The organism is Corallococcus sp. CA049B (genome assembly GCF_003611685.1).
GTDB classification, from domain to species: domain Bacteria; phylum Myxococcota; class Myxococcia; order Myxococcales; family Myxococcaceae; genus Corallococcus; species Corallococcus coralloides.
In genome coordinates this window covers 1-14,353 of the sequence record NZ_RAWC01000231.1, presented here as the reverse complement: position 1 = coordinate 14,353, position 14,353 = coordinate 1, and the positions used below count along the sequence as shown (strand labels likewise).

At 72.1% G+C, this 14,353-nt stretch carries 10 protein-coding genes and 2 tRNA genes; 5 read left to right on the top strand and 7 right to left on the bottom strand.

Annotated features, from left to right (window positions below; all coding sequences use genetic code 11):
- The first annotated feature begins 410 nt into the window (after window positions 1–410).
- Together D7W82_RS33045 and D7W82_RS33040 are read left to right on the top strand one after the other, a co-directional pair.
- Window positions 411–1,331, top strand: a complete 921-nt coding sequence (locus tag D7W82_RS33045) for a class I fructose-bisphosphate aldolase (RefSeq protein ID WP_120622121.1) — start codon at window positions 411–413, stop codon at window positions 1,329–1,331.
- 177 nt (window positions 1,332–1,508) lie between these two features.
- The gene (locus D7W82_RS33040) at window positions 1,509–5,315 is read left to right on the top strand and encodes an ATP-binding protein (protein WP_120622120.1); all 3,807 of its coding nucleotides are present in this window, start codon (window positions 1,509–1,511) and stop codon (window positions 5,313–5,315) included.
- Window positions 5,316–5,402: 87 nt separating this feature from the next.
- Here D7W82_RS33040 and D7W82_RS33035 read toward each other — a convergent pair.
- The 5 genes from D7W82_RS33035 to D7W82_RS33015 form a co-directional block, all read right to left on the bottom strand.
- Window positions 5,403–5,475, bottom strand: a tRNA-Ala gene (locus D7W82_RS33035).
- 64 nt (window positions 5,476–5,539) lie between these two features.
- Window positions 5,540–5,938 carry a hypothetical protein gene (locus D7W82_RS33030; protein ID WP_120622119.1) on the bottom strand — a complete coding sequence of 133 codons (399 nt, stop codon included), beginning with the start codon at window positions 5,936–5,938 and terminating at the stop codon, window positions 5,540–5,542.
- 60 nt (window positions 5,939–5,998) lie between these two features.
- Window positions 5,999–7,378 carry an RsmB/NOP family class I SAM-dependent RNA methyltransferase gene (locus tag D7W82_RS33025; protein ID WP_233588085.1) on the bottom strand — a complete coding sequence of 460 codons (1,380 nt, stop codon included), beginning with the start codon at window positions 7,376–7,378 and terminating at the stop codon, window positions 5,999–6,001.
- A 9-nt stretch (window positions 7,379–7,387) separates the two neighbouring features.
- Window positions 7,388–8,059 carry a response regulator gene (locus D7W82_RS33020; RefSeq protein ID WP_120622118.1) on the bottom strand — a complete coding sequence of 224 codons (672 nt, stop codon included), beginning with the start codon at window positions 8,057–8,059 and terminating at the stop codon, window positions 7,388–7,390.
- Between the two features lie 92 nt (window positions 8,060–8,151).
- Window positions 8,152–8,237 (bottom strand) — tRNA-Leu (locus tag D7W82_RS33015).
- 99 nt (window positions 8,238–8,336) lie between these two features.
- Between D7W82_RS33015 and D7W82_RS33010 the strand changes: the two genes are divergently transcribed.
- The 3 genes from D7W82_RS33010 (at window position 8,337) to D7W82_RS33000 (ending at window position 12,346) form a co-directional block, all read left to right on the top strand.
- Entirely contained in the window at window positions 8,337–9,083 is a 747-nt protein-coding gene (locus D7W82_RS33010) for a M48 family metallopeptidase (protein ID WP_120622117.1), read from the top strand.
- A gap of 543 nt (window positions 9,084–9,626) precedes the next feature.
- On the top strand, window positions 9,627–10,583 hold the full coding sequence (locus tag D7W82_RS33005) for a diguanylate cyclase (RefSeq protein ID WP_120622116.1): 957 nt from the start codon (window positions 9,627–9,629) through the stop codon (window positions 10,581–10,583).
- A gap of 26 nt (window positions 10,584–10,609) precedes the next feature.
- The gene (locus tag D7W82_RS33000; protein WP_120622115.1) at window positions 10,610–12,346 is read left to right on the top strand and encodes a two-component system response regulator; all 1,737 of its coding nucleotides are present in this window, start codon (window positions 10,610–10,612) and stop codon (window positions 12,344–12,346) included.
- An 88-nt stretch (window positions 12,347–12,434) separates the two neighbouring features.
- Here the strand turns inward: D7W82_RS33000 and D7W82_RS32995 are convergent, their stop codons facing one another.
- A complete protein-coding gene (locus tag D7W82_RS32995; protein ID WP_233588084.1) occupies window positions 12,435–13,028 on the bottom strand; it encodes an HdeD family acid-resistance protein in 594 nt (197 codons plus the stop codon).
- A gap of 172 nt (window positions 13,029–13,200) precedes the next feature.
- Entirely contained in the window at window positions 13,201–14,106 is a 906-nt protein-coding gene (miaA, locus tag D7W82_RS32990; protein WP_120622114.1) for a tRNA (adenosine(37)-N6)-dimethylallyltransferase MiaA, read from the bottom strand.
- Window positions 14,107–14,353 lie beyond the last annotated feature (247 nt).

The window sequence follows — 14,353 nt, the reverse complement described above, 5'->3', positions numbered from 1 at the left end:
GGGCGAGGGCGTGGGCACGGTGCCCGGGGACAGGCTGCCGGGCGAGGGAGACGCGGTCCCCGGCGCCCCCGTTCCAGGGGCATTCGAGGGAGCCGTCGTGGGCGAGATCTGCGCGCCCGCCACGCCACCGGTGAGCATCATTGCCACTGCGACGACCTTGCCGACTTCTCTGCCCATGCTGTGGTCCGCCTCGTGTGCGGCCGGGCATATCCGGAAGCCCGCGACGGCGCAGCATTTCTGTGCACCTTCCCGGGGGGCCGGATGTCGGCTTCCCTCCAGTCGGCTCGCGCGGCAAGGCGCGTAGAGGGCGTGACAGTCGCGGACATTCTGTTCAGACAATGCTTTGTGGGCGCGGGCAGGGAACGCAGAATCCCGCGCCGGTTTCGACGCCTTCCTTCAAGGAAAACCCCATGGCCTACACCGACCGCGTCAAGCAGATCCTCTCCTGGTATCCCTCCGACAACCCCGGCACGCTGACGAACCTGGCGCGCCTCCTGAACCACGGCACGCTCGCCGGCACGGGCAAGCTGGTCATCCTGCCGGTGGATCAGGGCTTCGAGCACGGCCCCGCGCGCTCCTTCGGTCCCAACCCCGCGGGGTATGATCCGGACTACCACGCGCAGCTGGCCATCGAGTCCGGCTGCAACGCATACGCGGCGCCGCTGGGCTTCCTGGAGGCCGTCGCGGGCAAGCTGGCCGGTGAGATTCCACTCATCCTGAAGGTGAACAACTCCGACTCGCTGGCCAAGACGGCCGCGCCCATGTCCGCGGTCACGTCGTCCGTGAAGGACGCGGTGCGCCTGGGCTGCGCGGCGGTGGGCTACACCATCTACCCGGGCTCCGCGGCCCGCAACGAGCAGTATGAAGACCTGCGCGACATCATCGCGGAGGCCAAGTCCTACGGCCTGCCCACGGTGCTCTGGGCCTACCCGCGCGGCGCGCTGTCCAAGGAGGGCGAGACGGCCATCGACGTGGTGGCGTACGCGGCGCAGATCAGCGCGCAGATGGGCGCGCACATCATCAAGGTGAAGCCGCCCTCGGACTTCCTGGAGCAGGCGGAGGCGAAGAAGGCCTTCGAGAAGGCGAACATCCCCACCAAGACGCTCGCGGACCGCGTGCGCGAGGTGGTGCGCTCCGCGTTCAACGGCAAGCGCATCGTCATCTTCTCCGGCGGCGAGGCGAAGGAGACGGGCGCCCTCATGGAGGACATCAAGCAGATCCACCAGGGCGGCGGCTTCGGCTCCATCATGGGCCGCAACGCCTTCCAGCGTCCGCACGCCGAGTCGCTCAAGCTGCTCAAGGACGTGATGAACGTCTTCGCGGGCAAGTAGTCCCCGCGCGCTGTCATCCGTGGCGTGGCGCCCTTCCCGGCCTGATTCATCTGGGACGGGCGCCAGGCTCGCGGGATCGTTTCGCCGTGAACGCTGGCAGGCTGGCAGGCCCTGGAGCGGCCGGCCTCCCACGTTCCTCCCCTGGCCTCCCCGAGGGGCTTCGATTACGCAACGGGGATGAATCACGGTTCCAGCACGTCCGGTGGACACGGCGCGAACTCACCCGCGCTGGAGCCGGACGACGCCGAGCGCGCGGCGGCCTGGGAGGTGCTCGCCGGAGGCGGCGAGATGGGCGCCCTGATGCGCTCCATGGACTGGTCCAGGACGCCGCTGGGTCCGGTGTCCTCCTGGCCGCGGTCCCTGCGCACCATCGCCAGCGTCTGCCTGAACTCGGGCTTCCCCATGATGGTGTTCTGGGGGCCGGACGCGGTGAAGCTCTACAACGACGCCTACAGCCGCATCCTGGGCGGCAAGCACCCCGCCGCCCTGGGAAGGCCGGGACGCGAGGTCTGGGCGGAGGTCTGGGATCAGATCGGCCCGTGGGTGGAGCAGGTCCGCCGCGAGGGCCGCGTCATCATGACGGAGAACCAGCTCCTCTTCGTCGAGCGCAACGGCTTCCTGGAGGAGACCTACTTCACCTTCTGCTACAGCCCCATCCGCGACGAATCCGGGGCCGTCAACGGCGTGCTGGACACGGTGGTGGAGACCACCAGCCAGGTGCTGGACGCGCGCCGCCTGCGGACGCTCCAGGAGGTGGCTTCACGCACGGGCGGGAGCCTTCGGGTCCATGACGCCTCCACGCGCGGCCTGGAGGCGCTCGCCACCAACCCCGCGGACCTCCCGTTCGCGCTGCTCTACCTCGTGGAGGCGGACGGCACCCGGGCGCGGCTGGAGGGGCGCATGGGCCTGGAGGCGGACGGCGCCTTCTGCCCCGGCGAGGTGGGCCTGGAGCCGGGCACGGCCTCCCCCTGGCCCCTGGCCCAGGTGATCCGCTCCGGGCAGGCCGAGCAGGTCCAGGGACTGGAGGCCCGCTTCGGTCGCCTCCCCCTGCGGGACGGCGTGCCGCAGCCGGGCTCCGCGCTCGTCCTGCCCATGGCCCGCCCCGGCGAGTCGAATCCCCTGGGCGTGCTCGTGCTGGGCATGTCTCCGCGGGTGCCCGCGGATGCCTCGTCCCTTTCGTTCCTGGAGCTGGCCGCCAACGGGCTGGGCGCGGCCATCGCCGGGGCGCGCGCGCACGAGGACGCCCGGCGGCAGGCGGAGGCCCTGGCGGAGCTGGACCGGGCGAAGACGGCCTTCTTCTCCAACGTCAGCCACGAGTTCCGCACGCCGCTGACGCTGATGCTGGGGCCGCTGGGGGACGTGCTCGCGGACGGGGAGCACCCGCTGGAGCCCTCGCACCGCGAGCGACTGACGATCGTCCAGCGCAACAGCCAGCGCTTGCACAAGCTGGTGAACAGCCTGCTCGACTTCAGCCGGCTGGAGGCGGGCCGCATGCGGGCCACCTTCGAGCCCACGGACCTGGGCCCGCTCACCGCGGGGCTCGCGAGCGCGTTCGACTCGCTGGCGAAGAAGGCGGGGCTGCGGCTCCAGGTGGACTGCCCTTCTCTGTCCACCCCCGTCTGGGTGGATCCTGATCTCTGGGAGAAGGTCGTCCTCAACCTCCTCTCCAACGCCTTCAAGTTCACCTTCCAGGGCACCCTCTCCGTCCGGCTCCGCGAAGAGGACGGCCGGGTGGAGCTGTCCGTCAGCGACACGGGCACGGGCATCCCCGCGCACGAGCTGCCCCACGTCTTCGACCGCTTCCACCGGGTGGAGGGCGCGCGGGGGCGCAGCCATGAAGGCAGCGGCATCGGGCTGGCGCTCGTGCGGGAGCTGGTGGAGCTGCACGGCGGCCGCGTCTCCGTGGAGAGCACGCCAGGCCAGGGGAGCACCTTCACCGTGTCCCTGCCCACCGGCACGGCGCACCTGCCGCCGGAGCAGCTGAGGGACTTCTCGCGGGAGGCCCTCCGGGCCCCGAACCCGGAGGTCTTCGTGCAGGAGGCGGCGCAGTGGCTGATGGACGCGGGCGCCCCCCCCGTGTCCGCCCCCATCCCGGAGGCGCCCCCGGGAGTCGTGCGGGGGCACGTGCTCGTGGCGGACGACAACGCGGACATGCGCGAATACGTGCGGCGGTCACTGGAGGGGCGCTTCACGGTGGAGACGGTGGCGGACGGCGCCGCCGCCCTGGCCGTGGTGCGGGAGCGCCCACCGGACGTGGTGCTGTCGGACGTGATGATGCCGGGGCTGGACGGCTTCGGGCTCCTGCGCGCGCTGAAGTCGGATCCACGCACGGCCTCCGTCCCCGTCATCCTCCTGTCCGCGCGCGCGGGAGAGGAGGCGAAGGTGGAGGGCCTCACCGCCGGCGCGGACGACTACCTGGTGAAGCCCTTCGGCGTGCGCGAGCTGGTGGCCCGCCTGGAGGGGACGGTGAACGCCGCGCGGGCCCGCGCCCAGCGCGAGGAGCTGCTCCAGGCGCTCGAGCTGTCGGAGATGCGCTACCGGCTGGCCACCCGGGCCACGAAGGACGCCGTGTGGGATCTGGACGTGCAGACCCAGCAGCTCACCTGGAGCGAGGGCATCTACACGCTCTTCGGCTACGCGCCCGGCACGGTGCCCCCCGGGCTGGACTGGTGGACGGACGCCGTCCACCCGGAGGACCGCGCGCACGCCATCGAAAGCCTCCACGCCATCGCGGAGGCGCCCGAAGGCAGCGACTGGCGCGCCGAGTACCGCTTCCGCAAGGCGGATGGCACCTATGCCCAGGTGGAGGACCGGGGCTGGGTGGTGCGCGATGCCGCCGGCAGGGCGCTGCGCATGGTGGGCGCCATGCAGGATGTCACCCAGCGCAAGGCCGCGGAGGACGCCCTGCGCCGCAGCGAGGAGGAGTTCCGCACGCTCGCGGAGGCGCTGCCGGAGGCCGTCTTCGTCACCGCCCCGGATGGCTCGGTCACCTACGTGAACGGCGTGCTGACGGAGCAGACCGGCGTGAGCGCGGAGACGCTGCTGGACCGGGGCTACCGGCACGTCATCCATCCGGACGACCTGGCCGCCAGCGGCCGGGCCTGGGTGGAGGCCCTGAAGCAGGGCGACCGCTACCAGTCCGAGCACCGGGTGCGCTACCGCGATGGCGTCTTCCGCTGGCACCTGGTGCGCGCCCTGTCCGTGAGGGACGCGGAGGGCCGGATCATCAAGTGGGTGGGCACCTCCATGGACGTCCACGAGCTGCGCCAGGCCCAGGCCCAGCAGCAGCAGCGCGCGGACTTCGAGCAGCAGCTCATCGGCATCGTCAGCCACGACCTGCGCAACCCCGTGAGCGCCATCCTCCTGGGCGCCGCCAGCCTGATGCGCCGCGAGGAGCTGGACGAGCGCAGCACCAAGGCCGTCAGCCGGATCCAGTCCGCCGCGGAGCGGGCCCACCGGATGATCCGGGATTTGCTCGACTTCACCCAGGCGCGCCTGGGCGGCGGGCTGCACGTCCAGCGGCGCGCGTCGGACCTGCACGAAATCGTGGACGGCGTGCTGGAGGAGATTGAAGCCACGCACCCGGACCGGGAGATCCGCCGGCGCCGCAGCGGCAGCGGCCTGGGCGAGTGGGACCCCGACCGGCTGGGGCAGCTGGCCCAGAACCTGGTGACCAACGCGCTGAAGTACAGCCCCCGGGACACCGCCGTCCGGGTGGAGACCCACGGCGAGGCCGACGCCGTGACGCTGTCCATCCACAATGAGGGGGCCCCCATCCCCCCGGAGCGGATGGGCCGCCTCTTCCAGCCGCTGCAGCGCCCCAGCGGCGAGGTGGACCACGGCAGCCGGAGCATCGGCCTGGGGCTCTACATCGTGAAGAAGCTGGTGGAGGCCCACGGGGGCATCATCACCGTGGAGTCCACCGCCGAGGCGGGGACCACCTTCACCGTGCGGCTGCCCCGCGACCTCCCGGCGAACCCGTAGCGAGGGCGCCGGGGTGCGGCCTTCGCCGGACGCCCCAAAAGCAAAAGGCCCGCGAGATTTCTCTCGCGGGCCTCTCTCACTTCAGTGTGGAGCTAACCGGGATCGAACCGGTGACCTCTTGAATGCCATTCAAGCGCTCTCCCAGCTGAGCTATAGCCCCTTCTTTGCTGCGTGCTGCCCGGCCCGCCGTGGGGGGCGGTCCGTGCCGTGAGGCGGGGCGACTTCTATGGCTTCTTCGTTCCGGACGCCACAACTTTTTGCGGCTTCGCGACGGTTTTTACCTTCAAACGATCCGCCACCTCTTCTCCTTCCCGCAGCAGGTCGGTGAGGGACGCGGCGTGGTCCGCCGCCGCCTTCTCCGCCGCCGCGATGTTCTGGAGCAGCCGGGCGAAGTTCGCGGGCAGCTCCAGCCGGCCTGCCTGGATGGACTGCCAGACGGCCTCGCCCAGCTCGCGGTGGGTCTGCTCCTTCTTGTCCTTGAGGAAGGCGGCCTTGCCGTTGGCCCGCGCCAGCTCCGTGTTGCGCTCGACGGCCTCCCGCAGCCGGGCCAGCTTGGCCTCGGCGGCCTGGAAGGCTTCGTTGATCTGCCGCATCACTTCCGTCTGCTTCGGATCTGCCGCCACGGCTGTCACCCTCGGGAGAGGAGAAGGTCGTTCGTGCGTAACGTGGCGGCTCGGCGACTGTCAACCCGCCTTGCGGACCAGCCGGGCGGCGAAGAAGCCCCCGCCGGGGACCCGGGGCGGCAGGGCGCGCAGGTAGGGGCCGTCCACGCCCACCTGGAGCTCCGCGGGCCAGCCCTCCCCCACCGGCTCCAGCGCGAAGCCCGGGTGCTTCGCGAGGAAGCCCTCCACCACCGCGTCGTTCTCCTCCGGCAGCACGGAGCACGTGGCGTAGACGATGCGCGCCCCGGGCTTCACCTGCGCGGCCACCTGCGCGAGCAGCTGGGACTGCGTCGCCTGGAACTCCGTGATGGCCTTCGCGGACAGCTTCCACTTCTGATCCGGCTCGCGAGCCAGGGACCCCGTGCCGCTGCACGGCGCGTCCACCAGCACCACGTCCACCGCGTCCAGCGGCACCGGGTGCGGGAACGCCACCTGCTTCAGGCCGAACTCGCGCACGCGGTCGCGCGCGTCCGAAAGCCGCCGCTTGGAGCGGTCCCCCGCGAGCACCTTCCCCTTCGCGCCCACCAGGTCCGCGAGCCCCAGCGTCTTGCCGCCGGCCCCCGCGCACACGTCCGCCACCGTGAGCCCCTCCAACGTCGCCCCGGGAGGCAGGCACGCCAGGACGATGAGCTGACTGCCCACGTCCTGCACCTGGAGCCGCCGGGCCTTCATCGTCCGGGACTCGAAGATGCGGTGGCTGGAGTCCGCCACCCGCAGCGCGTCCGGGGCGCCGGGCACCGCCTCCACCGCCACGCCCTCCTCCGCCAGCGCCGCGAGCACCGCGTCGCGAGTGCCCGGGGGCCGGGCGCGGAAGTGCAGCGACGGCTCCTCGTCCAGGGACGCCATCAGCCCCGCGAGCGTTGCTTCCGGGTACACCTGCGCCAGCCGCTGCGTGAGCCAGCCGGGGAACGAGTACCGGGTGGCCAGCCGCTCGACGACGGCCTCCGCGCCCTCCGCCGCCGCGGGCTCCGCCAGGGGCTTCGTCACCAGCCCCTCCAGCACCGCGTCATGCAGCGTGCGCGGCCGCACCGGCCCCGGCAGCTTCACCTCCGGGCCGATCCGCGCCCAGCCCTCGCCACAGAAGAGGCGCCGCCAGAGCGTGTAGCGCACCAGCGCCTGATCCTCCGTGAGCGCGTGCTTGCCGGGGGAGTGCCCCAGCTGCCGCGCCGCCAGATCCAGCAGCCGCGTGTGCCGGGACAGCTCGCGCGCCGCCAGGGCCACGAAGCGCCGCTCCTGGCCGCCCAGCCCTTCCGCCTCCCGCAGCGCGGTGGCGAGCGCGGCCTTCAGCGGCTCGCCCTTGAGGACCGCGATGTGCGTCTCCACCGCCGCGGTGGCCGCGCGCCGGGACGGACGCCCCAGACGTGACGGCTCATGCGGCGTGGGCCAGAGGGGAATGTCCACGGATGACCTCTACGCCTGGCCGCGCAGCGGAACGCACACGGCCAGCGCACCGGCCCGCGTCGTCACCTGGGGCGTCGCGCCCAGGGAGAGGAACAGGTAGCACGGCGCGGCATAACGCTCGCCGTCCAGCTCCAGGTCGCCCTCCAGGAGGAGGACGCCATGGGCGGACCCGGAACGGCTCCAGGGGAAGGCCGCTTCCGCCGCCAGCCGCAGCCAGGTCCGGGCGCTGTCCGGCGCCGCACCCGCACACTTCACTCCATGTGATGATTCAATCCACTCCGGGGAATCCCCTGCCACGGGCTCCCGGGCGGCGGCGACCACCTGGCGCTTGAGCGCCAGGAAGCGCTCCACCAGGTCCATGATGTCGTCCACCTGGAAGGGCTTGATCAGCAGCGCGTCCGGCACCGAGGGGTGCAGGACCTGGGCGACCTCGTCCGGGCCGGCGGCGCTGACGATGGCCACCGGGTGGCGCTGCCGGCGCGCGGCCTCCAGGACGCCCCGGCCGTCCGTGTGGCCTCCGGCGATGCGCATGTCGGTCATCACCAGCTCGAAGCGGTCCGCCGCCAGGGCGCGCAGCGCTTCGTCGAGGGTGCCTACCGCCTGCACGTCCGCCAGCTCGGAGACCAGCTCTCCCATTCCTTCGCGGAGGCTCGGATCATCCTCGACCAGCAGGACCTTCATCGCATCTTCCAGCGCGGGGGACAGGGGAGCGCTTTCAAGTTCGGGCAGCCCGGAAGGGACGGCATCTCGGGCACCGGGTCTGCGTTTGAAGATGGCCCTCCCCGGACTCGAACCGGGACGCGGGGTCAGCCGCAGCGGATTTTGAGTCCGCCTCGTCTACCAATTTCGACAGAGGGCCCCTTGGGTGTGAACGAGGCGGCCGAACGTATATCGCGCCTTCGGTTCGTGTGCATCCGAAGATTGCGGCTGTCCACGCACACCGCTAAAGGGGCAGCGCATGTACAACCTCCTCATCTCCCTGGCCGTCGGGCTGGCGGTCGGCGTGCTGGTGAAGTTCGCCGGCGGCTTCTCCTGGTGGGCCGGCATCGTGCCCGGCGTCATCGTCTTCTTCGCCACCTACATCGTGCTCGCCCGCCGGGTCTCCACCCGGGTCCAGGCGCTGATGACGACGGTGCAGAAGGATCTCCAGGGCCAGCCCGCCAACCAGAAGGAGGCCCAGGGCCGCGTGGACCGCGCGGTCCAGACGCTGGAGCAGGGCCTGGTCTGGGACAAGTGGCAGTTCCTCATTGGCCCGGAGATCCACGCGCAGATCGGGATGCTGAAGTACATGATCAAGGATCTGGACGGCGCGAAGCCCCACCTGGAGAAGGCCAGCGGCCGCAACTACATGGCCAAGGCCATGGAGGGCGCCCTGCACTTCCGCCGCAACGACGTGCCCGCCATGAAGGCCTCCTTCGAGGCCGCGGCGAAGAGCGGCAAGAAGGAGTCCATCGTCTGGGCCGTGTACGCGTGGTGCCTCCTGCAGCTGAAGGACAAGGACAGCGCCCAGCGCGTGCTCGCGCGCGGCGTGGAGCAGAACCCCTCCGATGAGAAGCTCAAGGGCAGCCTCGCCCAGCTGCAGAACGACAAGCGCCTGAAGATGAAGCCCTATGAGCCGCTCTGGTGGCAGTTCGGCCTGGAGGCGCCGCCGATGATGCCGCCCCAGGGTGGCGGACGCCGCGTGCAGTTCACGCACCGGCGCTGAAGTCCCGGCGGAAGTGATGGCCCGGCGCCACCGCAATGGCGCCAGGGTCCCCTTTCGCTGCTCGTGGCAACCCCGTCGACGGCGCCGCTTCGAGCGCGCGCTTCCGGGGAGTTCCCGACGGATCAGCCGCCCCCTCCCACCTCGGGGCACGGGCTCGCGAGCGGCCCGCGTCCGGCAATTCCTACCGTGCGCGGCGGACCCACGCTGCAACGTCTTCCGGTTGTCTTGTTGGCTGTCTCGCCGGCCCCCATGCAACCCCCTGAAAAGAGGCCGTCCCGTCTGTGAAGCGCGGGGCACAGGGCTTGCTCTCGGGCAGGGGCACGCGGGCAATCGGAACGGATGGTTCCCAAAGCCCCCGCGGAGGCGGACGGGCTTGGCAGCCGGAGGTCTCGGGTGAAGTTTGGATGGGTGGGTGGGTGCTTGCAGAACGAGGCGGCGGCGGGTGCGCGTGGGGCGCAAGGGCGTGGGGAGCACCTGGAAGGGCGTGGCGCCCGAGACTTTCGGCCTGCCATTTCGGGTCAGGCGAGCGGAGCGAACCAGTTCATGGAACGGCACGGCCGCAGCAGTGAGCGCGCGCTCCTGCTCATCATCGAGGACGACATCGGCGTGCGCGAAGGCCTGATGGACCTGCTCGCCCCGCGCTTCGACGTGCTGGCCGCTTCGGACGCGGACGCGGGCGTGGAGCTGGCGCGCGAGCACCGCCCGGACCTGGTGCTGCTGGACCGGTTCCTGCCCTCCGGGGATGGGCTGGCGGTCCTGGAGACGCTCCAGGGCGACGTGCGCACGGAGACGGTGCCGGTCATCTTCCTCACGGGGGACGCGGACGAGGCGACCCTGGAGCGATGCCTGGAGATGGGCGCCGTGGACTTCATCCACAAGCCGGCGAGCTCGCGCGAGCTGCTCGCCCGCATTGACCGCGCGGTGCGCCAGAGCGAGCAGCAGCGCAAGCTCCAGGTGCTGGCGCAGACGGACGCGCTCACGGGCCTGGCGAACTTCCGGGCGCTGTCCGTGCGGCTGGAGGACGAGTTCAAGCGCGCCCTGCGCTACGGCTACGCGCTGAGCGTGGTCGTCATCGACCTGGATCACCTGAAGGCCATCAACGACGGCATGGGCCACGACGTGGGCAACCGCGCCATCCTGGCCCTGGCCACGCTGATGCAGGGCAACCTGCGCGAGTCCGACTTCGCGGCGCGCTTCGGCGGGGACGAGTTCGTCGTGCTGCTGCCGCACCAGACGTCGCTGGAGGCCGCGGTGTTCGCGGAGCGCCTGCGCTCGGAGCTGCGCGGCGTGAACGTGCAGCGCGGTGACGGGCGCCCGGCGCCCTTCGGGTTGAGCATCAGCGTGGGCGTGGCGGACCACACGGCCGACTCCCCGCGTGAGAGCACGGAGGCCTTGCTGAAGGCGGCGGACGCCGCGCTCTACGAGGCCAAGCGGGAGGGGCGCGACCGGGTGGTGGTGTACGGCCAGTCGGCGCACTCACCGGCGGCGCAGCGGCACTGACGGCGGGAAGGGAACGAGGGCGCGCGATGAGCGGGACCAGCAAGCTGGCGAGTGGTTCGAGGGTGGCGATCGTCGGCGGCGGCATCGCCGGGGCGGGGCTCGCGGCCTCGCTTCTCTTCAACGGCCGCGCGCGGGGCGTGGCCCTGGACGTGCGCGTCTACGCGGGGGGCACCGAGGAGCGCACCGCGCCCCCTGCCCTGCTCACGCCGGAGTGCCGCTCGCGGCTCGCCGCGCTGGGCTGCCGGATTCCTCCGGAGTGGCGCGCGCACGAGCTGCGCGGCGTGGAGGTCATCTCCCAGGGCGAGCGCGAGCTGTTGCCCTGCGCGGCCGGCGGCCTCTGGGTCGTGGATGGCTGGCCCCGGGGAGAAGGCGGCCTGGACATGGTGCGCCACGTGCTGTCCACGGCGGCCAGCGCGCAGGGCGCCCGGTTCGTGAACCGCCACGTGGAGCGCGTGGAGCGGCAGGCGCCCGCCCCGGACGCGCCCACGGCGGTGCGCAACGCGGGCCCCCTGGTCGTCCGCGCGCAGGGCAGCGGCGAGCGCTTCCACGCGGTGGCGCTGGCCGCGGGCGCCGGGCCGCTGCTGGGTGACGCCTTCTTCAAGGGCTTCAAGCCGGCGCCGTCCATGCCGGCGGTGCAGGCGCGCATCACGGGCGGGATGCCGGGCCGGGACCTGGCGCCGGTGGCGCGGCTGTGGGTTTCGCCGCTGCCTTCCGTGGACGCGCTGTTCCTCATCCCGAGCGCGTCGTCCGTGTACGCGCTGGCCTTCGGCGCGGCGGTGACGCCCGCGGACCTGTGCCAGGTGCTGATGATGGCCGCGCGCGACGGCCTGCTGGACGAGGGCTTCGAGCTCACCGCGCTGGAGACGACGCGCCTGCCCTTCGGCCCCGGCCGCACGCTGGTGGCGCCCGGGCAGCTGGTGGTGGGCCCCGCGGCCTTCGGCCACCCGCTGCAGGTGGGCCTGTCGGAGACGCTGGCGTCGTGCAGCCGCGCCGCGGTGGCGCTGCTGGATGGCGGGCTGGACGCGCCGTCGCTGGAGCGCCGCTACGTGCGCGACGGGCTGGGCGAGCTGATGGAGGACGCGGCGGCGGGAGCGCGCTCCCTCACCTGGCTGCGCCGCGCGGGCAAGCGGGCTCCGGCGGCGTTCGTCGCGGCGCGCGCGAAGCACTCGGCGGGCGGCGTGTACGGCGGCGGCGTCTTGGGGTTGAGCTCCCCCACTCCGCTGGGCCTCCTGGCCGCGGCGCGCTGGTCGGGCGTGCGCGAGGTGGTGGGCTCGTGGCTGCGCACGCCCATCGAGCCCGTGCCCACACTAGTGCCGGAGGTGGAGCCGGACCTCTACTACGTGGTGGACGACGACGCGGACACGCGCGAGGCGCTCACGCTGCTGTTGGAGAGCACCGGCGCGCGCGTGGTGTCCTTCGCGGACGAGCTGGCGCTGTTCTGCGCGGTGGCGCGGCGTCCGCCCACCGCCATCCTCCTGGACGTGGTGCTGCACTGGGTGGACGGCCTGCGTCTGTGTGAAGGCCTCAAGCAGCACCCGCTCACCCGCGACACGCGCGTGCTGGTGATGAGCGGCCTCAACCGTCCGCACGTGCGTCAGCGCGCGCTCGATGCGGGCGCCGAGGCCTTCCTGCCCAAGCCGGTGAACCCGGACCGCCTCCTGTGCCAGCTCACCGGCCGCGTGCAGGACCCGCTCGGCTCGCCGCTCGACGTCCTCCGGCCCGCGCTCGCGGAAACATTTGGCGAAGACCGCTTTGCGTCCTGACCCCTGCCTGTAGCCGGGCTGGACTTCACCCTCCGATATCCTTGATTCACCCCTGGTGAACAAGCACCAGGGGTGTCCTGGCGGTCGCTCAGGCCTCCACGCGATGCAGTCCCCGCCGCAGGATGAGCGAGCCGGACATCATCGAGATGCCTCGGAAGAAGACGGCGAGCCCCACCATGGTGCCCACGAGCCACACGGAGGACGCAGGCCATCTGGCCATCACGCCGAGGCCCAGGACCAGGGAGATGAGGCCGTAGGCCAGGTCCCATCCCCACTGGAAGTAGCGGTCCATGACCGACGTGATGACGTGGAAGAGGCCGCTGGCGAAGAAGTAGCCGGCGATCAGCAGCGTGAGGGAGGCGAGCCCCGCGGCCGGGTACATGACGGTGAGGATGCCGACCACGGTGGTGAGGACGCCGCCGAGCATGAAGGACCAGAAGGCACTCCGGCTTTCGCTGCGGGAGCGGACGGCCGCGGCGATCTCCAGGACGCCGCCAATCACCAGCATCATCCCCACGAAGAAGACGGTGACCATGCTGGTGAAGAACGTGGCGCCCAGCAGCACGACCCCCGCGATCGCCGTCAGCAGGCCCAGGAGGAAGGGGCCGCCCCACATGGCGGAGGCTCCCCGGGAGGGACGGTCCGGCCGGGTCTCCGGCGCGCGTTCGACGTTCGTTCGCATGGCAATCTCCACGGTGATGGCTGCCCGCCTCGGGCCCTCGGCCGCCTGTCGGTCCGGGAGTGGACGTGGTGGGGGAAGCACTTCCTCGTGGAAGATGGGAGCGCGACCGGGCGCGAACAATCGGCTCCGCGGGACGAAATGAGGCGGAACACCGAGCAGGGGCCTGGGCGGCCTACCGCGCCTGGAGGGCAGGACGGGCGTACGGCGGCGACAGGAACACCGCGCCGGGCTCCTTGCGGAACCAGGTGAGCTGCCGCTTGGCGTAGCGCCGGGTCTCCTGCGCGGTGCCGGTGATGGCCTCTTCGCGGGTCATCCGGCCCTCCACCACGGCGCGGGCCTGCACGTAGCCGACGCTGCGCATGGGGGCCGCGTCCGCGTAGCCCTGCTCCAGCAGGGCCCGTGTCTCCTCCACGAGTCCTCGCGAGAAGAGCGCCTCCGTGCGCGCGTTGATGGCGGCGTAGAGAGACTCGCGCGGCGGCTCCAGCACGTAGAGCTGGAAGGGATGGCGGTCCGGCGCGAAGGCATGGGCGCGGCGGAACTCGGACGCGGGCACGCCCGTCTGCGCGTGGATCTCCAGGGCGCGGACGACGCGCACCAGGTCCTGGGGGGGCAGCTTCGCCGCGGTTTCCGGATCCACCTCGGCCAGCCGGCGGTGCACGGCCTCCCTCCCCTGCTCCGCCGCGAGCGCCTCCAGCTCCGCGCGCAGCGAAGGCAGGGCGCCGGGGGCGTCCACCACGCCGTGCAGCAGGATGCGCAGGTACAGGCCGGTGCCGCCGACGACGAACACCGGCCGCCCCCGCGAGGCGATGTCCGCGATGGCCGCGTCCGCGCGGCGTTGGTACTCGGCGGCGGAGAAGGGCTCGAGCGGATCCACGCAGGAGACCAGGTGGTGCGGCACGGCGGCCAGCTCCTCGGCGGAGGGCTTCGCGGTGCCGATGTCGAAGGCGCGGTACACCTGCTGCGAGTCCGCGCTGACGATCTCCCCGCCCGCGTCGCGAGCCCAGTCGATGGCCAACGCCGTCTTCCCCGACGCCGTGGGTCCAGCGATCACCGTCAACGGTACCCGCGTCTCAGCCACCAGCGTCCGCCTCCCACGCCCGCTGTAACGCAGACGCGAGGCGAGCGCGAGCCCCGCCAGGGTCGCCGTGCCGCGCTTCCAGCCGGGTTCGCGCCAGGGCGCCCGGAGGCGGCCCGCTCCGAGGTCACGCTACGGCCTTCCCGCCGCATCCAGCCGCGCCCGCACCACCGCCGCCGCGCTGGCATCCCGCGCGAACACGAGCCGGGCGGTCTCCACGGACGACAGCACGCGTCCGGCCGCGCCCACC